Here is a 21,739-nt window from a genome sequence, read left to right on the forward strand (position 1 = left end):
ATTGAGTTCGTCCTTTTTGCTAGCCGGCTTTAGGACTCTCTCATTCTACCAAGAGGTTATTTTTTTGTTCAAACCTCATTTTCATTCATTACAGGAATGCTGCCCCATATCTTGAATAAGGATGTTTGGTAAGTTCGATTAGTGTTAATAGAAATTTTGCGAACAACCTAAGCACATAAAAAAACGCCCAAAACCCATTGATATCAATAGGTTAAGGCGGTTTAGACTAAATCGGTAATTAGTGTTAATTGGTGTTATACGAATAGTTGAATTATTAATTTATATCTAAAAGCACTCTTCATTTTGACGTCCTCTGTTACCTTTAAAGAAAAAATTCTTCAAAACATAGTGGTGGCTAATAAATAACTATTTTAGTCATATTCATAAAGTTTGCATTAAAAAATGATTACTTATCTCTCTATATAGACAAATAAGTAATCATTAATCAAGGTCATCTTGGTAATAATAAATCTCAGAATGTTTTTCCAACCAAATTTCAACATCTTCTAGTAAAGGTCTAGAGTTTTTGTCAGCAATCTCTATACATCTATTAAATAACTCTTCATTTGAAACGGTAATTTTATAACCATTCAAATTCAAAAAAGTACTAGCTGCTAAATAACCAGTTCTTTTGTTTCCATCTTTAAAACAATGATTAATAGTAATGAAATACATATAAACTGCAGCTTTTAGAAACAATCTAGGATAATATTCGAAATCGCCGAACCCTTCTTGTGGCATTGCAGCCTTTGCTTCTACACAACCCTTTTCATAACCTGCCAAACCACCGTATCGTTCTAGTGCAAGATCATGTATTGCTAATAAATCTTCATATGTTAAATATTCAAAGTTCAATTCTTACTCAACTTTCTAAGAGCTTCATCGTTACGATCACATGCTTTATTTACAAGAGCTAAAATTTTCTTTTTTCGTGCGTTTTTTTGCATTTCTTTCAGCTCCTTTTCAGTATATGTTAAATCTATAGCCATTTCGTTGTCTTCCTCCTTATTGCACATACAATCACCTCTAATACCATGTTAAACAGGTTTATTGTGTGATGTATATATAAACTTTATACTAAATTCAAACAATTTTCAAGGAATATGAGAATAAAATAGCGGAAGGTGTCATATAATGTATAATTTAGGCTAATTAGTGAGTATTCGCGGATTAGACTAAAATCTATTGTAGTTTAATTCTTATTCTTATTATAGATTTAGGGTTATTTCAAAATATAGAAAACCCACTATGGTCCCCTTTTTCTAGAGGAGTAGTGAGTTCAATAATGATCAAAATGTTGTAGATGTGATGTTATCAATGACTTAAAGATTATCTGCCACATCAATATTACAAATAATATAAAGCATATTTTAATTACTTCTAGTAAACAAATTCATAACTTCTAATATGTATTATAGATTTTAGCTATTAGGAATAATATAGTATTTAAATTTAAGCAACTATTTATTAGTTAATTTGAGCTATTTGCCTTTGTAAATTGTTATATTTTTCTGCGATTTTGTCGCGGTTTCGCTCAAGCAATTTTAATCCTTGTGTCATCTGCAAGAGCCTTAAATATTTGTGCAACAGCGATAGTGTTTTGGTTGGAGACTGATTCCTTCACTTTTTGTACTTTTTCTCCATCCACACAGGATATTTCACAAACATCATCGTGTTTCATCACTACACCCCTTATTCAAACGTTTATTTGTATATTAGTATATGTAAAACTTTTCTTTTGGTCAATTAGATGTTTGAATGTTAAATAATTTATTTCTATGTGAACTGCTTATTAAATAACTATTTGGTATTCGTGGGTGTCAATATTGTATAGGAAGAGGAAGTTGCCGATGCTGTCATGGTAAGCCAAGATGGGGGTATAGAGGTACAGAGGACTAACTTTGCCAAAACTAATACAAAAGACTAATTAATTACTACTTAAACTATAGAAACAATTGGTTTCACTAGAGGATGTACCTTTACTTATGTGTTTCTTCACATTTTCAACAAATTTATATGATAGTATTACTTTGTAAAAAAATTTAACGAAGAGAGGTTTTCCTATGACCTTCATGAAAGGAATCATAATTTTAATCGTATTTTTCATCTCATATCTTCCGAGAGGTGTATATGCTTCAGGTATAGAAGACCAGCACCTTGAACTTTCTAGTTATACTTTTTTTGAACTTTGGAACCCCTTACTTTTTATTTCAATCCTATTAATCCTTAGAATCTATCTTTTTAAAATACGAAAAAGCAAAGAAATTTTTGTTAATGGTTTAGGGAAAGTAACGTTCTTTTGCGGATTAATGATTATATTTCTCGCATTAGGAAGTCCTCTACATATTTTAGGTGACAAATATCAATTTAGTGCTCACATGCTTGAACAATCACTCATTTATATTGTTATGCCCCCTTTGGTTTTACTAGGCTTGTCAGAACAAATGGTTACACCGATTATCAACTTTGTTAAAAAATATAAGATATTTATAATCCTAAGGAAGCCCCTCATTTCTCTATTATTATTTAATGTTTTATTTTCGTTCTATCATATTCCGGTGATATTTGATGTATTAGTTTCAAATACTATACTGCATAATATTACTCACATAATTTTGACCATTACAGCATTTTTCATGTGGCTACCAGTTGTACCTCCAACAAAAAGCTTAGAATCTTTATCAGCTCTCAAGAAAATTGCTTATCTATTTGGGGCTGGAGTTTTACTCACGCCAGCATGTGCTCTAATTATCTTTGCGGATAGTCCTATGTATACGACATATGCTAATGCACCACAGCTTTTTGAAGCGTTACCTCCATTAGATGATCAACAGTTAGGTGGGGTAATTATGAAAGTTATTCAGGAGATTATGTTTGGCTCAATTATTGGTTATGTCTTTTTTAAGTGGGCAAAGATAGAAAGCTTAAAGGATTACGTTCCTGATAAAGTTTTTTATAAGTAATACTCTTATTGGAGTACTAAACTCGTAAAGAGCAAGAGTAATAGATGCTATTTCTTGTTTCTTTTTTGTTATTGAAAGGAGTTCTATATAGTGAGTTTTTTTATTAAGGAAATAGGAAAAGTTAGTCTCCTATTCATTTTCATATTCTCTATATTTCCAGAAAGTTTTGCTCAAGCTCACTCATCGCTAGTTAAAACGCTACCGGAAGGTGAAGAGGTATTAAAAGAAAGTCCTCAAACCATTGAAGTTTGGTTTCTTGACCCTGTTGTATTACATTCAAACACAATAACATTGATGGGGTCTTCGGGTAACCGAGTAGCGTTTGAAAATGCTTATATCGATCCCAAAGATCCAACCCATATTATCGGGAATGTTCCAGATACTTTACCTGCTGACAGATACACAGCAAACATTAATGTTATTGCTTTAGATGGCGATATCTTAACAGAAACGTTTAGTTTCAAAGTTTTAAGAGAAGAGCCCAAGAAGCCAGAGTCTTTAAAATTAGTGAAACATTCTCCGGTTGATGGCCAGATATTGAACGGTAAACCTAATAAGATTGATTTATGGTTTACCCACAGTGCAGAATTAACAGCAATCGGTGTTTTTGATAGGACTCAGCAATCAATAAAACTAAAGGAGCCTTATAAAGACCCTGAAGATCCAGCTCACATAATTGTTGAATTTGATGAACCACTTGAAGACGGAACATATCAAGTCACCTGGTATGCAAGCTCAAGTGAAGAGGAACTAAGCAATCAATTAGAAATTGTAGATGTCTTCTATTTTGCAGTCAATGAATTTACATCTATTGAAGATGGCAGCATTGGGACAATGATACAAACATCTTGGTTTCCTGATTTGGACTTAAAACAGTTTGGCTATTGGTTTATCTTTCTAGGATTATCCATCCTGTTTGGTTCCAATTTTTTTATTCATCTGGTTTCAAAGGAAGTAAAAGAGTATAAACGATGGAAACGAATTTCATTGGGATTAATCTTCATGACCACTATGGGAGCTAGTTTTTTAATTCGTCAGCAAAGAATAGAAATGGCAGACCTCCCTTTGCTAGAGTTTTTCTCTTTACAGTATATTTGGATTCCGGTTGTTCAAATCGTTCTTCTTTTGTTAGGCTTTATGGTTAAGAAGCTAGAATTTCTCGCTTTTGGAATTGCTTTACTTATGGGTCCATTTGTAATGGGACATGCCTCTTATCCCCGATACGGTGGATTTTTAACTATAATGGTAAATATCTTGCATCTGGTTGCCGCTTCTATATGGCTAGGAGGTTTATTTGCTTTACTCACCATGGCCAAAAGAAATGAATTTGGAGAACTACTAAAAAAGGTTGGAACAAGTTTCTCAAAATGGGCATTCTGGAGTTTGCTTGTTATCATCTTGACCGGCTTTATCATGACTATCCAGTATGTTCCATCTTTTTCCTTCGAAAGTTTTATAAAAAGTCAATGGGGAAAAGCTGTAATCATTAAAATTGGATTAACCCTACTTATTGTATTTATAGGATTTTTACAGAGAAATACACTTCAAAAGTTAGCCGCCGCTCTCGTAAATAAATTTTATAGACGGGGGATTATCGAAATTTTGTACGGCGTATTTCTTCTACTATTTGCTTCTATTTTAGTTGTTTCAACTCCTAGTGCGGCGGAACGGGGGATATATCCACTAAAAAGCTCGTACGAACAGGAATTAAAAGTTGATATATCTCCTTTAAAGGAAGGACTGAATGTGTTAACACTAGATTTTAAGAAAGAAATCGATATGGAGAATGTGAAAATAAATATTTCTATGCCTCCAGAAAATGATATAGAATATGATGCATTTAAAATAAAGGAAGGAACGTTTAAAATAACAGGAAATATTCTACATGGAGCGGGCTCTTTATTGATGAAAGTTGAAGCAAAGGAGCCAAATGGAGACATTCGTAAGTATGAATATACCATTGTTGTTCCTGGTGAAAGAATGGTCAAGGAGTAATAAGTAGAATCCTTAAGCCAAGTAAATAAATTACTAACCCAACCATTTCTTAACCTCCGCAGTAGAGAAAGCATACCTATTCTTTTTGCCGTTTATATGCTTAGAAATGAATTCCAATTCTAATATCATTTTTTAGGACTTTATTGTCCATGTCCTTATCTGTTTCTTCCGGTTCCATGTTCCCAGTATCTTTGCAATTAGAAACTCTATAGCTGTACTCTTGCCTTTTCTATTATGATATTGAATTAATCGGACAGGAACAAATGGGAAATAAAGCAGGCTTTATTGTACGAAAAATTGAGGAGTATGAAAATTTATTTTAAAGAATAGTAGTTTTAGAAGAATACTCACCTGTACTCACCTCTTAATTTATGAAAATTAAGAGGTGAGTTCTTTATGAAAAGAATAGCGGTTCATTTCCCTTTAACGGTTTTTTATTATTATTTGAGAGAATTAATACATATGACATATAAAAATCCCCTTCACTAAACACACCTTTTAACCAAAAACCATAGTTATAGGACATGCGAGTAAAAGTAAATACTCTTTATAATAAATCCTTATTTCTTTGGTGTAAGTACAAGTTTCCTCATGATTGTTCCCATAAGGTATTTTTCAGATATAACTGATAACCCGGCTGCCTCAATATTATTCATGGTGTCACGGTTAATGTTTGCACCCCAAAGTTTTACAGGAAGGGGATTTAATAGATCCATTATTGCACCAATAATTTTGTTCTCACTCCTCATATGTTCAAGCATTAGAATTTGCCCGTCTGGTTTGCATACCCTTCTAATCTCTTTAAGCCCTTTTATAGGATCGGGGACAGAACAAAATACACACGTCGAAACAACAGTATCAAATGTATGGTCTTCAAAAGGAAGGTCTTGGATGTCAGCCTCGAGAAACATGGTAGGGTGAGATTGATTGATACTCCCTGCCTTTTGTTTGGCAATATTTAGCATCTCACTGCTAAAATCCACCCCAGTTAATGATGATATTCCTTTTGGATATAGTGGAAGGTTAATACCTGTCCCTACCCCAACTTCTAATACCTCTTTTGAAGCTAAGTCCAAAAGGTCCCGCCTCCACTCTATTCTAATCATTTTATCCATGTAATCATATATTTTTGCCACTCTATTATATCGTTTAATTATTACTTCATTGATATTTGCTGACATAGTTAAACTCACCTTCCTCATCTGAAGAGTAATGATACTTATACTGAATCAAATAAGTGTTATTTAAAAATAGTGTAACTTAAAATTATGCATAAAGTATGGAGAAGGGAAAAATTTATAGTCGTTCCCAAAATGGTGAATCTACAATATAATAATAAGGAGGTGATAAAGATGTGTTTTTCCTATGATCAAATTGAACTTCAATCGCATAGACTGGCCAAACAGATAATTCAACAATCAAAACATAATCCAGTACGTCTAAATTTAGTTGGTAATAGCAGTATAGAATTAAAAAATCGAAATTTAGAATTTGATAAAATGCAAACTCAAGATGGATCATTACCCCTTATTAAAAATGTTATCCTTCAGGATCAAGTTGGTAAGCTTTACAGCATTGAACCTTGTGAAAATGGATTGAAATTTGCCCAAGGAGAAATCACCTATAAAGAATATTTACAAAACCAAAAAGGAGAAAACAAGAAACTGATTGGTTTTTCATTAGCATTTATAACATTATTTCTGGCTAGTGGTTGGGGACTTGTTACATTTTTATAATTAATATAGATTTTACTAAAAAGCTGCCATTTCTTGGCGGCTTTCCTCATTTTTGGAGATTAAACCTAAACACATTGCTACATATTTACTGGTTATCTATAGTTGTTACTATATAGATATATAAATAGCCAAAGTATATATTAAGGTCAAAATTTTTAAACATAAGAAAATCTGCATAACTTCTTCACATTTTAGTGGTATTTTATAATTTATTTATATAAAAAAGAATAAGATTTAGAAGTTTTCAATACTGTATAGTGACTTCTTAAACAATCTGTTCTTTACAGGTTCCAGATTAGAGATCCTTACTAACAACTACTATAGAAATCAAAAAAGAATGGAGTTAATAATGCAAAAAAAAGTATATTTTAATTTATTCGTATTCAGTTTTGTTATTATGGGACTAGAAATGACCGCTTCAAGATTTGTTGCACCTACATTTGGTAATACAGTTTATACTTGGGGAATTGTAATTTCAATCTTTTTAATAGGATCTTCAGTGGGGTATACAATAGGTGGATTTGTAGCAGACAGAAATTCTAATAAAACAATATTACTTAGCCTTAATTTAATAGGAATACTGTTAGTAACTCTTATACCTACCATTAAGGATATAACATTTCCCTACCTTAGTCCTTTACCCAATGAGGTAGGTACAACGTTGGGGGTAACGGTTTTATATCTTTTCCCTAATTTAATCTTCAGCATCATTGTTACTGTCCTAATGAAGGTTGGGCTCAGTGATAATACTACTGGAAGAGTTATTGGAAATCTCCATACATTCTCTGCAGTAGGTAGTGTATTAGGAACTATTGTGACTACATTCTGGTTAATTCCCGTTGGAAATATTAATACTGTAATTGGTATATTAGCTTTAATGGTATTTATAAGTTCATTATTTTTTTATGAGACAAAAACACGCTTGGAAATTATATTAGTTGTAATACCAGCTCTCTTTATACTCCTGCTTTTTTTGGACTCTAAAAATGAGCCGGTTGGTGAAATATTATACCAGGACACTAGTTTATATCATGAAATTGTTGTCTATCAGACTGAATACTTTGATGGGAAAAAGGGACCTTTCCGATACATGAACTTCGGAGATGATGACACAATTCAAGGATTGATGGAGATAAATTACCCTGACCGACTTAGCTTGGACTATTCAAAAAGTATATGGGAAATATCAGAGACATTCAGACCAGATAGCCAAAACGTCTTTATGATTGGTCATGGTATAGGCACGCTGACACAAAAGTTTGAGAAGAATGGAAAAAAGGTAAAGGTTGCAGAAATAGATAAGCAGGTATTAGAGGTAAGTAGAGAATACTTTGGTTATGAAGGAGACAGCGTAGAAATCGGTGATGGTAGAAGAATTTTAAGTAAGCAACTAAATAAATTTGATGTTATGGTGTTAGATGCTTACAATAATACAGAGCAAATTCCATTTCACTTAATTTCAAAAGAATTTTTTACTTTAACAAGCGATAAACTAGATGAAAATGGGCTCCTACTTGTGAATGCTATTGGAAAAACAAAGGGAGACGAACTCATCAAGTCGATGAATTCTACATTAAAGTCGGTCTACCCATATGTATCCGTATATTCTTTTGAAGATAAAAAAGGTATTCAAAATCTGACATTTGTTGCTAGTAAGAGTAAGTTTGACAAGAATAAAATCAAGCAACAAAAGTTATTCCAAATTGGCGAGGGTGAAATAATCTTAGATGAGAATACCAAGTTAAGAAACGTAAACTAATTAGCCCTATATTATAGGTAACAAAACCTTATTCGTAAGATAAAAAAAGGTCTTCCGAAGTTGACTTCAGAAGACTTTTTTATGTAGCTAACACACTATGATAACTATTTTGCAAAACGATGATTACCAATAGTTACAGTGACTTCACGAGAAAGGATCCATTTGCTCGTAGCCGTTTTTGGATTATAAAAATATAATGATCCTTTTCCTTGTGCTCTATTTGCTATAGCTTCTTCTACAGCTTTAATAGATAATTTATCGGCCGGTTGTTTAATGGTTCCATTCTTAACTGGTGTAAAAGCATAATTTCCATTTACCCTTTGATATATAACCTCTTTTATTGTATTTGGGAAGCTTTTGCTATCCACTCTGTTAAGAATAACGGTTGCTACAGTAACTTTTCCTGCGTATGGTTCTCCTTTAGCTTCAGCAGATACAAGACGATCCATAAGTTGTTTATCTTCAATAGAAACGGTTTTATTTGGAATTAGTAATTTTTCTCCAGCTTTTATGGAATCATTAGACTTATTGTTTATATTTTTTAGTTCAGCCACAGATATACCATACATATTAGCTATTCTCCATAGTGTTTCCCCTCTCTTAACAAGGTGGTTATAGTCGATGCATTAGATTGAGAACTGAATCCAAATAGGGATAATGTAAGAGTTGTGACAATTAATAGTTTTGTTAGATTCTTCATAATTACCTCCTATATGTGCGTCTGTTTGTAAATGATCAAATGTAACAATGTAATTCACTAAAAACATATGGTAATCAATATATTTTAGATAAATATACTAATCTACTAACTTAATAGATTGGATAAGTTTCTTATATTGTTTGTAAGAAGACCGTCCCTTACAAAAAGCGATAAAGACAACAGCTTAGCGAAATATCACTAAGCTGTTCTTTTCCCTATGGATCCTGTAGATATTGTTGGCAAAAATATTTTATAGAGGAACAATACCAATAGGGTTTATAGCATTTGTTTTTCCTGCATTCCAGGATCCTTTATGGAGCTCGAAATGTAAGTGTTGTCCAAAAGACTGGCCTGTATTTCCTTGGTAACCGATTTGTTGACCCTTCGAGACAGTTTGACCTGTACTTACTAATCTACTACTCATATGAGCATATACGGTGGTGTATACTTGTCCTTCAATAGAATGGGAGATAAAAACAACATTACCATAGCTCGATGAGTAGTACGAATTCATTACAACTCCGTCCGCTGCTGATACAACCGGTACTGTGCCTTTTTGTGCAATATCCACACCAAAATGATTAGCTCCCCATCTTGAACCAAATCCTGAAGTCAAAACTCCGCTGGTTGGTCTCGTAAAAGATCCATTTGAAACAGGAGGAGCTGAAACTGAAGGTGCGGAAGTAGCAGGTGCTGAAGCAGAAGTACCACCACCGCTACTTACAGCATTTTGAGCTTGTTTTGCTGCTTGATTCTTTTTCTCTAATTCAATAGCTTTTTGGATAGCGGATTCTTGAGAAGATAATAACTGTGCTTCTTCCTCAAGATTCATTTTATAATTTTCAAGTTCTTCTTCTTCAAGTTGTAAGGAAGCCATTAACTTATCTTTTTCCTCTTTTTGAGTATTTAAGTTTTGCTTCAATGTTTCTATTTCTTTAAGCATCACTTGGAGGCTTTCTGCTTTTTTTTCTAAGTCCCTTTTTGAGGTTTCCAACTGATCTTTATCTGCTTTATGTTCACGTAGGATATCTCTGTCAGCTTCCATTAAAGTTGCAACTAGTTCTACTCGATCGATAAACTCGCTGAAATCCCTAGCTCCTGTTAGCACATCAATATAGCTAATCATACTACCGTTCTCTTGAAAAGAACGGGCACGATTTTTGAGAAGTTCGTTACGCTTTGCTATTCTCTCTTCAAGTACCTTTATTTCCTCTTTCAATGCTGCAATTTGAGTTTCGGTTTCACTTATCTCCTTCTGTTTTGCAAGCATTTGTTCTTCAGCTTTTGTAATGGATGAGTCTAATTCCTTTATTTCAGCATCCAATTTTGCTTGTTCACTCTTTAGACTGTTAACTTTCTCTTCGGTTTCATCTATTTCTGATTCAACTGAATTTTGTTTGCTATCTATTTCACCCTTCTCTTCCTTTAAATCTTCTATTTTCGTAGTCTCAGCAAGTGCTTTTATTGGAGATTCAGATAATGTCACGCCCAAACTTATTAAAGATAGGACCGAAACTGATAATATTGTTTTTTTCACCTTTTTTCTCACCTTTAACTATTAAATTTCATTTAATCAATATTCAAACATTATAGGGAAATATGTTAATTATTCGGTTATCTTGTCGTTTTATTGCCCTTGTTTAAATTTTATCATCTGTTTTTGTCGAATTCGCTGATAATTTTATTACAGTTTCTTTTCAAATCTGTCTATTGGATGACATTTGGATGCCTCCTTCACCTATGCCTGTATTTGTTAACTAGAAAACAATACTTGTTTTTTATGCCTGATGAAAATAAAAAGCCAAGATCGAGATTTTGATCTTGGCCTTTATGCTTATTAATAAGGTACTATAGTGATAATTCTTTCTTTTGAATCCTTCCAGCTAAATAAGCAATGGCAATTGATATAACGCTTAACCAAAACGTAAAATAACCTATTTGAGGCATGTAATTTCCTAATACTCCATACCATGGCATCATAGAGAAAACATAGTCTATCACATCATTATGAAGCGTCCAAACAGCTGCAATAGCTAAGTGCCATAATTTAAATCGATAAAAAGGCGCATACAATAGTCCTTGTATGGCCATTGCAGCATGAGAAACGATCAACATATATCCTGTCCAGTGAAGGTTGCCTGTTACTTTTAATGTAAGTATATTCATGACAACAGCCCATACCCCATACTTAAACAGGGTAACTATGGCTAACGCTTCAAAGAGTGGCCAATTCCTTTTAAGAAGGAATGCTCCCAATACAAATACAAAGAACAAACTAGCAGTTGGGCTGTCAGGGACAAAAATGATAAATTTAGCTGGGGTTTCAACTAGTTGATACTTGTACCAAATATAACCATAAACTGTTCCCAATATATTAATAATAAACAAAGCCCAGATAAACCATTTTTTTCCTAATAAATGATTAAATAAATACAATTCTGTCATCCTACTTTCTTGATATTTACCAAAAAATAAATAAATTTTAAAACTATACCCCGCTTCTAAATCAATAGTTTAAAAGCGGGGTAGTAGTTTTTCTGCTAGGATACTAATTGAAACCTTAATTTCCTATTCTTCTTCCTCATCTTTTTCCTCATCTTGCAAGGATTCTTCATTTAAATGGATAGCCTTTGAGTAATCTAGTGTAGAAGGGTCCGTCTTTTTAATGGAGTCTAGTTCGTGAAAACGAAGTAAGTCTCCATATACAACTTTATCGGACATTTCCAATTCACCTTTTACAATCTCACTATATCTCTGATATATGGTTTTATCTTGTACTTCTAGTCCAGTAAGGTTATCATAAATTTTCCCTTTAATAGATGTTACTTCTTCTGTGATAAAGTCTCCGTTTCTAAAGCTAACAATTCCATCTCTTTCTTTGGAGAGTAAATCATCCCCAAATGATACTTGATGTTTAGTATCAATTCCTAAAAGGTGTAGGACCGTTGGCCGGACATCAATCTGACCACCATAAGTGTCACTCATAAACCCTTTTAAACCTGGTGCATAAATGAATAGAGGAACCCTTTGTAATTGAGCTTGTTCAAAATCAGTTACCTCTTTGCTAATAACTTTTGACATAGCATTCTTGCGATTCTCCGAATTTCCATAATGATCCCCATACATGACAACCATTGTATTCTTACTTAGGCCTGATGTATTTAGATCTTCAAAAAATTGTTTTAATGCCTCGTCAAGATAACGTGCTGTTTGAAAATATCTATCAACTGTTTTGTCACCTGTGTTAGCTGGTTCAATCGATTGATCCTCTTCATCTAATGGATATGGAAAATGGTTAGATAATGTAATTAGTTTAGTATAAAATGGCTGTGGCAAACTTGTTAAATATGGAATGGTTTCTTTTAAAAATGGTTTATCTTCTAACCCGTAATTTAACACATTCTCCTCTACCATATTATAATACGTTGCATCATAGAACATATCGTATCCTAAAGACTTGTACATTGCTTCTCTATTCCAAAACGTCTTATAATTCCCATGAAATACTGCAGAATAGTATCCTTTGTCTTTAAGGATAGCTGGTAAACCTTGGTACGTATTTTGTGCTTTAGTTGTAAATACGGATCCTTGGGGAATAGGATATAAAGAATTTTCCATTAAAAATTCTGCATCAGATGTTTTCCCCTGGGCCGTTTGATGGAAAAAGTTTTTAAAATATATCGTATTTGGATCTCTTGTCAAAGAATTTAGGAACGGTGTTACCTCTTCACCATTTAATTTATAGTCAATTAGGAAGTTTTGGAATGACTCCATAGAAATATAAATCACATTCATACCCTTAGCAGACCCAAAATATTCAGGCTTTGGGCTTGTATAATTAGCATTGGTGTAATTCTCTACTGTTGTTATATCGTTACTGTCTGCCAATACTCTTTGTGCAGAGGACCGGGAATTTTGAATAATATCATATATGGTAAAATTATAAGCCCCTAGATATTTTACTAAGTAGTTTCTATCAAAAGTACGTGTTAGTAACTGTGGGCGGTCCAATTCTGCAAGTGCTATATTTGATGTTAAAATGATAAATCCTGTAATAAACACTGCAGTCAAAGATCGTTTTGGAAGTGCTTTTATAGGTTCAACCTTCTTCATAATTATGAGTAATAGTAGGATTATAGTGTCTGTAAAGTAAAAAACATCATAAGGGTGAAGAAGTGCCCCTACACTTCCTCCGAGATCTCCAAAATTTTGGGTCTGGAACAATACTGGTACGGTAATGAAATCACTAAAGAACCGATAATAAGCTACGTTCGCATATAATAAAAAGGATAAAAAAGCATTAATGGACAATAGTATCCATTGCTGTTTTCGACCTTTAAAGAACAAAGCGATACCTAAAAATATAACTGCTGAACTAATTGGATTTAACAACAGCAGAAATTGCTGCATTCCATTGCTTACACCTAAGTTAAATTCTCTGAGATAGACAAAATAAGTTTTTAACCATAATAAGACTACTGCTATAAAATATAGCTTCAATATTTTAAATGAAAATAACTCTAGTTTTCTTTGAAACATATAATAATATCCTCCTTGATCCGATGGGTTAATTTATAGTTCGAATAATATAAAAAATGATATTCATTACACGAAAAAAATATTAACCTTTGATCTATACCTATACAAATTCTCCACTCACAAAAATTCGTTATCTACTTCTATATTAGGGGGATTTTTATTTTTAGGTTATTTGATGTTTACTTATTACTAGTATAAGTAAGAATATAAATTTATGAACAATACCCCAATGCCAATACAATTTTTCCTTTGTCCCCTACTCTTACTTTCACCATTATGGTTTAGATTCTTTTTCTCATCTTAAAATGCATAAGACATAAAATAAGTATGCCATAATATTTTGAAGAAAGTGTGCAGATGAATTAATAATTTTACCTTGGATTATTTTACTAATTAATTTTTTGGTATGTTATGTAATTAGAGATTAAGTAACACGGTTAGCTAAGTTAATTTCTAATATGAGAATATCTATGTTGATGTATAATCTGCACAAATTTATCAAATTTAAAGTGTATACTCTTTTGAAAGGAATTTAAATAAGGTTAATAAGTTAATAATTCTCACATATTTTCAAAGGAGCAAAGGGAAATGAAAACCATTTTAATAGTTGATGATGAATTGATGATGTTAGACTTATTATCTTTATATTTGACACCTGTAGGATATAAATGTATCAAAATGACATCTGCAAAAGCTGCAATCCAGTATTTGGAGTCTAATCAGGTTGACTTAATTTTATTGGATATTATGATGCCTGAGATGGATGGTTGGGAGGCTTGTAAAGAAATTCGAAAGTATTGGAGTACCCCCATAATCATGCTAACTGCGATGAGTGAAAAATCGGATATTGTAAAGGGTTTAAAATCTGGAGCTGATGACTATATTTCTAAACCTTTTGATGAGGATGAATTGACAGCTAGAATTGAAGCTGTATTACGTAGACAAACGAGTGATAGCAGCAAAATCTCATTTAAAGGCCTGATTTTAGATCGTGACTCATACGTACTTCAATATTACGATACAGAAATCTCACTTACACCAAAAGAGTTTGGTATTCTAAGTTTGTTGTTAACTAATCAAGAAAAAGTATTTAGCCGAGAGCATTTAATCAATACTATTTGGGGTTTTGAAGTATTAACAGAAGACAGAACAATAGACTCGCATGTAAGGAACTTAAGAGAAAAATTAAGGAAAGCAGGCTTTCCAATTGAGAATCATTTACTTACCATCTGGGGAGTTGGATATAAATGGGCCGGAAAGGAAAATTGATGAATCATTTTTCTTAAGTAAAAAAAGATCAAAGACCAGTAGCTACATTATTCTACTGGTCTTTTTACTATGATTACTTCAAGTTACATGAGCTAAATTAGATTAAATGTCTATTCTTGTAGTTATATAGAATTGATTTAATTAGTTATTAACAACTATTTTCAAAGAATTTTATTTCAATACCTGTCTAATCGTTTCAATATTCTTTTCCATAACTGAAATATAATCTTCGTTATTTTTGACATCTTCTTCAGTCAGTGATTCTAAATTGTGAAGCGTTAATGTATCCGCACCGATTTCTCGTTTTATTACCTCTGCAACTCGATTTTCTACATTTTGTTCGAATAAAACATACTTTATATCTCGATTCTCAGCAACTTTAATAATTTCCTCTAAACTTTTTTGTGATGGTTCATTGCTTGGAGAAAGACCACTGATACCAACTTGTTCTAATCCGTAAGCATCTTGCCAATATCCATAAGCAGAATGAGAAACAATAAATGTCTTATTAGGAGACTGTTCAACCATCGATTTGAAAGATAAATCAAGTTGTTCTAGATCTTTCTTCAGTAGATTAAAATTCTCTTCAAAATACTCTTTTTGTTCTGGTTTCATCTCAACTAAGGCATTTTTAATATTCTCTGCTAGTTGAATTGACCTCTGTGGGTCAAGCCATACATGGGGATCATTGTCACCTTCATTTTCATCTGCATGTTCCTCTTCTTCACTTTCAGTTTCATTTAAAGATTCAGATGAACTTATTAGACGGACTCCTTCGGAGGAGTTAATAATTTTCGTATCTTCATTCTTCATTGCGTTGATTACAGCATCTGTAAATCCTTCTATCCCAGTTCCTAAATAAATAAACATGTCACCTTGAGCTATTTTTATCATTGTTTTATTTGTTGGTTCAAAAGAATGGGCGTCTGCACCTGTCGGGACAATGTTTTCAACTTCCACAAACTCTCCGCCGATTTTTTCAGAAAAGTCTAAAAGCGGATAAATGGTTGTATATATTTTAAGTATTTCTTGGTTATTTGTTTCTTTATTATCGTCTTTAGAAGTCGATTCACTACATCCAACCAATAAAAGAATAATAAAAAAGAGTAAAGATACTAATTTTTTCATTCTTGGTCCTCCTCATATCTTTCGTAAATAGTAATCATTACGATTAATATATTATATTATAAATAAAATAAGTCAACATTATCTTTGAAATATGCAGAAAATATGGAGGGAGAGACCAGGAATTAAAATAGATTATTTAGAATTGCGTTATACCTGTTGTTGATTGAAGCTTAAGTTCCGCCGAAGTTCTTTTTCAAGCTGCCCTTGAACATACAGAACTGTTTCTTTGTCAGTATTTGTTGGTAAAACAAATGGTTGTTTATATTGTTCAGGTCCCTTACCTGTAATTACGATCCAGTCGCCTGTTTTTCCCATTTGTTGAGCAGTCTGGATGGCGAGGGTTCTATCTAGAATAATTAAGCCTTTTTCAGGAGAGTTTTTACTTGTAAGATTCTCCATCATATGGAACATCTCATTGACCTTTTCGTTGTTTAGATCATCTATAGTCAAAATGTAATAATCGCTGATTTTTGACGACACCTCTACCATTTCAGCTCTCTTAGTTAAGTCACGCCCACCACGAAACCCAAAGATATGAATGATTCTTTTGGCACCGCACTTTTTGACAGTTTGTAGAATAAACTCAAAGGCATCTGCAGTATGAGCATAATCCACAACAAAGGTTGGACCCAAGTCATGTCTATAAATTTCAAATCTCCCAGGTACTCCTGGGAAAGAGTTTAAAGCAGATAATATACTCTCCTTTTGTATAGACATGCATCTAGCAGTAGAGTAAGCTAATGCAGCATTATATAAATTATGGAGCCCTGGTATAGGCAATTTAATTGCTACCGACTGATCTTCTTCTGTTAACAAAATAAAAGGATTTTTTGCACTTTCATAAGTAGTAATGATCAAATCGTTAGAGTTAGACGTTCCTACTAAATAAGTTGTAATTTCCCTCTCTTGTAGTATTTTATAAAGCTTCATTCCCCAATGATTATCACCGTTAATAATGGCAAAACCACATGGTTTTAATTTTTCAAAAAGCAATGATTTTGCCAGAAAATATTCGTCCATTGACCCGTGGAAATCTAAATGCTCGTGATAAAGATTGGTGAATATACAATAATCAAATTTGATTCCCTCTAACCTATATTGAGCTAATCCATGGGAAGACACCTCCATTATTACAACCTGATCTTTGCTAGAATGTAATAACGAATTAAGTTTTATCGAACCGGGAGTTGTATTTTCAGAAATCAATTTTTTACCATTTATAATATTGTTTATCGTGCCGATAACAGAACAGGTTATCCCATTTTTCTCTAAAATTTGTTGCAACATAAAACTTGTAGTTGTCTTTCCATTAGTACCCGTAATTCCAATCATTATTTTTTTACTACTAGGGTCATTGTAAAAATTCTTAGCAATTATACCTAATGCCCTTCTACTGTTATTAACTTGTAGATAAGGAATTTGTAAATTGTCTATCTCTTTTTCTCCAATAACAATGGAGGCACCAAAACTTACAGCATGTTCTATATAGTCATGACCATCAGAGCTATAACCACTCACTGCAACAAAAATATATCCACTTTTTACTTCTTTAGAATTATCTGCTATACCTGTTATGAAGATATCCTTATCCGAAATATTCGGATTATTTTTGACTTGTATTCCTTTAATCACATCCTGGAGTATCATTCGTCATTACACCTTCTTTCTATAATTAATCATTTTTAATAAAGTTGTAAGGGAAACGGACGGTACTATTCCCGATGAAGCACAAGTATTTCAACCCTTCTATTTCTAGCTTTTCCTTCCTCAGTATCATTTGTTGCTATAGGTTTAAATTCTCCAAAACCTTTTACACTAAATAAACGAGGATCTAGCCCTTTATTATTAAGTAAGATTTTCATGAAATTCACTGCTCTCTTAACACTAAGTTCCCAGTTTGAATCAAAGTCTGCATATTGAATTGGTACGTTATCTGTATGGCCACTAATAACAATCTCCCTTGGTGTATCCATGATAAGTAACTCAGAAATATCTTTTGCAATTTCAATATTTTCTAATCGAATCTCAGCCGCTCCAGAATCGAATAACATATTATTATTAATGGTAATTAACAGACCCTCATCTGTTATCTGAGTTTCTAAACTCTTTTGTAGGTTCCTTTCATTAATGTAGGTTGTTACTTTATTTTGAATCTTTTCCAATTCATTTTGTTCTACATCCGTGGATAGGTTATTATTCTCATTCTTTTGTTTCTGCTGCTCTTGGGTAGTATCCTTTGACACTGAGTTGTTATTATCAGGTTCTGGATATTCCATTACACCCGTTCCACCTGTTAATACCTCGTTAAATGCTTGGGACATTGCATTGAATTTTTTTGCATCAATTGAACTCATTGAAAATAAAACAATAAACAAAGCAAGTAACAAGGTTAATAAATCTGCATAAGGAATTAGCCAGGACTCATCCACGTGATCCTCATATTTGCCCTTCTTACGTTTTTTACTCATATTAATTTCTCCCGCTTTCAGCAAGTAATATGTTCCATCTCAATATAAAAAGTTGTTCTTAAGATAAAAAATAAAGTTATACAAAATAGATGAAATTTAAAATAACATATAATTGTGTAGATATTATGGAGATTTCAGATAAAATTCATCTTCCCTGTTTGGTAAATAATTGGATCAAAATAAATAAGGGGTGTCGAGTTTTAAGAGATTTGATCGTGGAAGGGGACAACTAAAAAAGTTTAGATAATCATTAAACAATGTGAAACTGCGAAGACCCAAAGGTTTAAGAAAAGGTAATTGTAGTAATAAGGAGGATAACAGGAAGGATGATATTAAATTCATAAAGTAACTTTGATAGCTGGATTTTATAGTATAGGTTAGCTATTGAAAGGGTAATTTTAATTGTAAATATATTTTATAAATAAGAGTATAAAGGAACCCAATTGTACTTCATATTTTTTTAAAAAGGCTTTATGAGATATTCAATTTACCTCTATATTTTTAATCCTATTTGTCCATGTATTCAAGGATTTTATATACGCTTGCCAGGATCATCAATAGCAATAAGGAATAACTCCCAAGGTATAGTGTAAAATTAAAAAAATCCATCCAGTTCATAATGCAAACCTCTCATTTTTATTTTTTTATCAATGTATATAAAATAGTTAATCTATAAATAATCAATTTGCCTAATTTGAATGTTTTATACTCTTCCAAAATGTTTACCTACTATAAGCAGTATTGTTGAGTCCTTACAATAAATTATGATCATTTTCTCTCATTTTTTTGTATCTTTGAATATCTACAATTTTGTTGGATTGGCTATATGAGATATGACCATAATCCTTTCCTTTATTCATCAGTTTGATGAATTTTACAACTAATATGAGAACAATAACTAGGCTGATGACCCCCAACAATTTCATTACTTCCTCTCCCCCCCTTGAGATACTGCCATTCAATTTTTTCTTCCTATCAACCATATTGTATTTAAATAAGATATGGATATCGTTTATTAAGTATTAATTAATCAGATGTAGAAATGTTCTATATAAACTATACCAAGATAAATTGCAGATTTTATGCATTTAATTACTTCACATTTATTTTTTAGGGGGAGCAACAAAGTTTTTTTCTCCATATTTTTTTCATATTTTTCAGGTAAAATTTAAACAACCTAAATTATTCAAAGGAGTATCTAATATATGAAGACGATATTAATAGTTGATGATGAGCCACGGATGTTGGATTTGATTAGCTTATACCTAACGCCAGTTGGTTACAAATGTATAAAAATGAACCAGCCAAAGGAAGCACTTAAGTACCTATCACAGAATAAAGTTGACCTTGTTTTATTAGACATTATGATGCCTGAGATGGATGGATGGGAGACTTGTGTAGAGATAAAGAAGATTGTAGAAGTACCTATTATTATGATAACTGCACGGACAGATAAAGCAGATGTTGTTAAAGGTTTGAGTATAGGTGCAGATGACTATATATCTAAGCCGTTTGACGAAGAGGAATTATTAGCGAGGATAAATGCTGTACTTAGAAGGAACAATAATACTTCTAATAAAATCGTATTTAAAGGATTAGAATTAAATCCAGAGTCATATGAGTTGCGGCATAATAAAAATCTTATATCATTAACCCCAAAAGAACTTTCTATTTTGAGTTTGTTTCTAACAAATCGTAATAAAGTTTTTACACGTGATCATCTGATTACCACTATTTGGGGTCATGGAGTAAATACAGATGACAGAACGATAGACTCCCATGTAAGAAATATAAGAGATAAATTAAGAACATCTAGTTTCCCTGTGGACGATCATTTAAGCACTGTTTGGGGAGTTGGTTATAAGTGGTCTGACTAAATAAAACTTAATGCGTTTAAAAAATTCTGAACCATCGGATTATCTAGGTTTATTGAAGAAATGGACACATTTAATGTGAATAGGTGGCATAGTTTCGTAACGGAACTATGCTTTTTCAATTGAATATAATACATTCTTTCAATATTTTTATTACAAAAAAGACACAATTCCAATACACAAACAAAAAAATAGAACATGCATTCTTAGTGCATGTTCTAATCTGGCATAAGGTTTTGAGATTAACTAGTATATGATATGAACAATTGAATATAGAATATTTAGCCAAGCACATGAACAGTCAAAATACATTTAGTATACTGAATTACTTATCATTCCTGGTTAATACCCTTACCTAAATTAACTATACTTTCCCAATCCGCTCCATTGTTTTTACTAACATATACATTGATCTGATCTGTAGCAATAGCAATCTCATCGGGGTTATTATAGTTATTAGTAATATACATAATGTTACCATCTATATTTTTAGGAAGATCAACATTCTTAACCTCTTTGTTATTTAAACCTATTTTGATTATTTTTTTCTCATCAGTATTTTGACCAACAATTAATTCATCTTGACTAGAGATAGTTCCAGTACTTGCTATTATGTCATCTGATAGTAATTGAAAGGATTCTCCGTAATCATTAGATAAATAAAGGCCTTTATCTGTCCCAATGACCACCACTCCTTTTTGTGTTGGGTGTGCTATGATTATTCTAGGATTTCCTGTAAGTCCGTTTAAGGCCATCTCATTCCAAGATTTAGCTTTATCCTTTGAATAGTAAAATCCTGCTTCCTTCATCTTTGAATTTGGTTCAGGTGTATAAACATATAAGTCTTCCGTTTCATATCCTACCGTTAAAGAATGGAAATCAACTTCCCCGTGTAAATCCACCACGTCTATAGTCTTACCATTATCCTGACTCTTTACGATCCCCAGAGGGTTTTTTAAACTTGATGTAGGGCCAGGATGTCCACTACTATAGAACCCATTTTTTATAGGTGAATAACCCATATAATCATTTTTCTCACCATCAGGTGTTGTCCATTTTCCATCACTATATTCCCTTAATCCGTCATGTACAGCTGCAACTAACTTTGTATCATCTGAAGAAAAACTTAAACCATGTAGATCAGGGAAGCTAATATTCTCTGTTTTATTTTTTGGAATGAAAATTAATCCAATAAAAACCACCATAATCCCTAAAAGTAGCCACCCTAATCCGTTTTTACTCTTTTTTTGCATTTTCTCTCTAGACATAAACTTTGCCTCCTACCTCTTACTTTCAAGGACAATAATA

17 protein-coding genes and 2 pseudogenes are annotated in these 21,739 nt (G+C 32.5%); 6 read left to right on the forward strand and 13 right to left on the reverse strand.

Annotated elements, in window-relative coordinates; translation table 11 throughout:
• Positions 1-441: 441 nt before the first annotated feature.
• The 3 genes and pseudogenes from ACVBAX_RS13080 to ACVBAX_RS13090 all read right to left on the reverse strand — a co-directional run.
• A complete protein-coding gene (locus tag ACVBAX_RS13080; RefSeq protein WP_160548499.1) occupies positions 442-855 on the reverse strand; it encodes a type II toxin-antitoxin system death-on-curing family toxin in 414 nt (137 codons plus the stop codon).
• Positions 852-989, reverse strand: a complete 138-nt coding sequence (locus ACVBAX_RS13085; RefSeq protein WP_160548498.1) for a hypothetical protein — start codon at positions 987-989, stop codon at positions 852-854. The genes ACVBAX_RS13080 and ACVBAX_RS13085 overlap by 4 nt, the downstream gene beginning before the upstream one ends.
• Positions 990-1,537: 548 nt before the next feature.
• Positions 1,538-1,681: pseudogene (locus ACVBAX_RS13090) on the reverse strand (transcriptional regulator); the annotation flags it as partial.
• A 382-nt stretch (positions 1,682-2,063) separates the two neighbouring features.
• On the opposite strand from ACVBAX_RS13090, the gene ACVBAX_RS13095 reads away from it, so the two are divergent.
• On the forward strand, positions 2,064-2,963 hold the full coding sequence (locus tag ACVBAX_RS13095) for a cytochrome c oxidase assembly protein (protein ID WP_160548497.1): 900 nt from the start codon (positions 2,064-2,066) through the stop codon (positions 2,961-2,963).
• Between the two features lie 90 nt (positions 2,964-3,053).
• A complete protein-coding gene (locus tag ACVBAX_RS13100; protein WP_447117419.1) occupies positions 3,054-4,958 on the forward strand; it encodes a copper resistance protein CopC in 1,905 nt (634 codons plus the stop codon).
• A gap of 560 nt (positions 4,959-5,518) precedes the next feature.
• Here the strand turns inward: ACVBAX_RS13100 and ACVBAX_RS13105 are convergent.
• Positions 5,519-6,139: a methyltransferase domain-containing protein gene (locus ACVBAX_RS13105; RefSeq protein WP_160548495.1), complete on the reverse strand. Its 621-nt coding sequence runs from the start codon at positions 6,137-6,139 to the stop codon at positions 5,519-5,521.
• 171 nt (positions 6,140-6,310) lie between these two features.
• Here ACVBAX_RS13105 and ACVBAX_RS13110 point away from each other — a divergent pair, with 171 nt between their 5' ends.
• Positions 6,311-6,694 carry a hypothetical protein gene (locus tag ACVBAX_RS13110; RefSeq protein WP_160548494.1) on the forward strand — a complete coding sequence of 128 codons (384 nt, stop codon included), beginning with the start codon at positions 6,311-6,313 and terminating at the stop codon, positions 6,692-6,694.
• A 349-nt stretch (positions 6,695-7,043) separates the two neighbouring features.
• On the forward strand, positions 7,044-8,453 hold the full coding sequence (locus ACVBAX_RS13115; protein ID WP_160548493.1) for a fused MFS/spermidine synthase: 1,410 nt from the start codon (positions 7,044-7,046) through the stop codon (positions 8,451-8,453).
• Between the two features lie 104 nt (positions 8,454-8,557).
• On the opposite strand, the pseudogene ACVBAX_RS13120 reads toward ACVBAX_RS13115, so the two are convergent.
• From ACVBAX_RS13120 to ACVBAX_RS13135, 4 genes and pseudogenes are all read right to left on the reverse strand, one after another.
• Positions 8,558-9,153: pseudogene (locus ACVBAX_RS13120) on the reverse strand (cell wall hydrolase).
• Between the two features lie 250 nt (positions 9,154-9,403).
• Positions 9,404-10,690 carry a murein hydrolase activator EnvC family protein gene (locus ACVBAX_RS13125; protein WP_447117420.1) on the reverse strand — a complete coding sequence of 429 codons (1,287 nt, stop codon included), beginning with the start codon at positions 10,688-10,690 and terminating at the stop codon, positions 9,404-9,406.
• Positions 10,691-11,001: 311 nt separating this feature from the next.
• Positions 11,002-11,598, reverse strand: coding sequence for a DUF1405 domain-containing protein (locus tag ACVBAX_RS13130; RefSeq protein ID WP_160548492.1), 597 nt, complete (start codon positions 11,596-11,598; stop codon positions 11,002-11,004).
• Between the two features lie 123 nt (positions 11,599-11,721).
• Positions 11,722-13,692 (reverse strand): LTA synthase family protein, encoded by a 1,971-nt coding sequence (locus ACVBAX_RS13135; protein WP_447117421.1) that lies wholly within the window; start codon positions 13,690-13,692, stop codon positions 11,722-11,724.
• Between the two features lie 588 nt (positions 13,693-14,280).
• On the opposite strand from ACVBAX_RS13135, the gene ACVBAX_RS13140 reads away from it, so the two are divergent.
• Complete coding sequence (locus tag ACVBAX_RS13140; RefSeq protein WP_447117422.1) at positions 14,281-14,961, forward strand: response regulator transcription factor; 681 nt, start codon at positions 14,281-14,283, stop codon at positions 14,959-14,961.
• A gap of 171 nt (positions 14,962-15,132) precedes the next feature.
• Here the strand turns inward: ACVBAX_RS13140 and ACVBAX_RS13145 are convergent, their stop codons facing one another.
• From ACVBAX_RS13145 to ACVBAX_RS13160, 4 genes are all read right to left on the reverse strand, one after another.
• Positions 15,133-16,089, reverse strand: a complete 957-nt coding sequence (locus tag ACVBAX_RS13145) for a metal ABC transporter solute-binding protein, Zn/Mn family (protein ID WP_447117423.1) — start codon at positions 16,087-16,089, stop codon at positions 15,133-15,135.
• Between the two features lie 147 nt (positions 16,090-16,236).
• Positions 16,237-17,736: a UDP-N-acetylmuramoyl-L-alanyl-D-glutamate--2,6-diaminopimelate ligase gene (locus ACVBAX_RS13150; RefSeq protein WP_447117424.1), complete on the reverse strand. Its 1,500-nt coding sequence runs from the start codon at positions 17,734-17,736 to the stop codon at positions 16,237-16,239.
• Positions 17,737-17,801: 65 nt separating this feature from the next.
• The gene (gene motB, locus ACVBAX_RS13155) at positions 17,802-18,557 is read right to left on the reverse strand and encodes a flagellar motor protein MotB (RefSeq protein ID WP_447117425.1); all 756 of its coding nucleotides are present in this window, start codon (positions 18,555-18,557) and stop codon (positions 17,802-17,804) included.
• Positions 18,558-19,309: 752 nt separating this feature from the next.
• Complete coding sequence (locus ACVBAX_RS13160) at positions 19,310-19,483, reverse strand: hypothetical protein (protein ID WP_160548485.1); 174 nt, start codon at positions 19,481-19,483, stop codon at positions 19,310-19,312.
• A gap of 279 nt (positions 19,484-19,762) precedes the next feature.
• On the opposite strand from ACVBAX_RS13160, the gene ACVBAX_RS13165 reads away from it, so the two are divergent.
• A complete protein-coding gene (locus ACVBAX_RS13165; protein ID WP_160549373.1) occupies positions 19,763-20,434 on the forward strand; it encodes a response regulator in 672 nt (223 codons plus the stop codon).
• Positions 20,435-20,763: 329 nt separating this feature from the next.
• Here the strand turns inward: ACVBAX_RS13165 and ACVBAX_RS13170 are convergent, their stop codons facing one another.
• Complete coding sequence (locus tag ACVBAX_RS13170) at positions 20,764-21,699, reverse strand: F510_1955 family glycosylhydrolase (protein ID WP_447117426.1); 936 nt, start codon at positions 21,697-21,699, stop codon at positions 20,764-20,766.
• Positions 21,700-21,739 lie beyond the last annotated feature (40 nt).

The organism is Robertmurraya sp. GLU-23 (assembly GCF_052983275.1).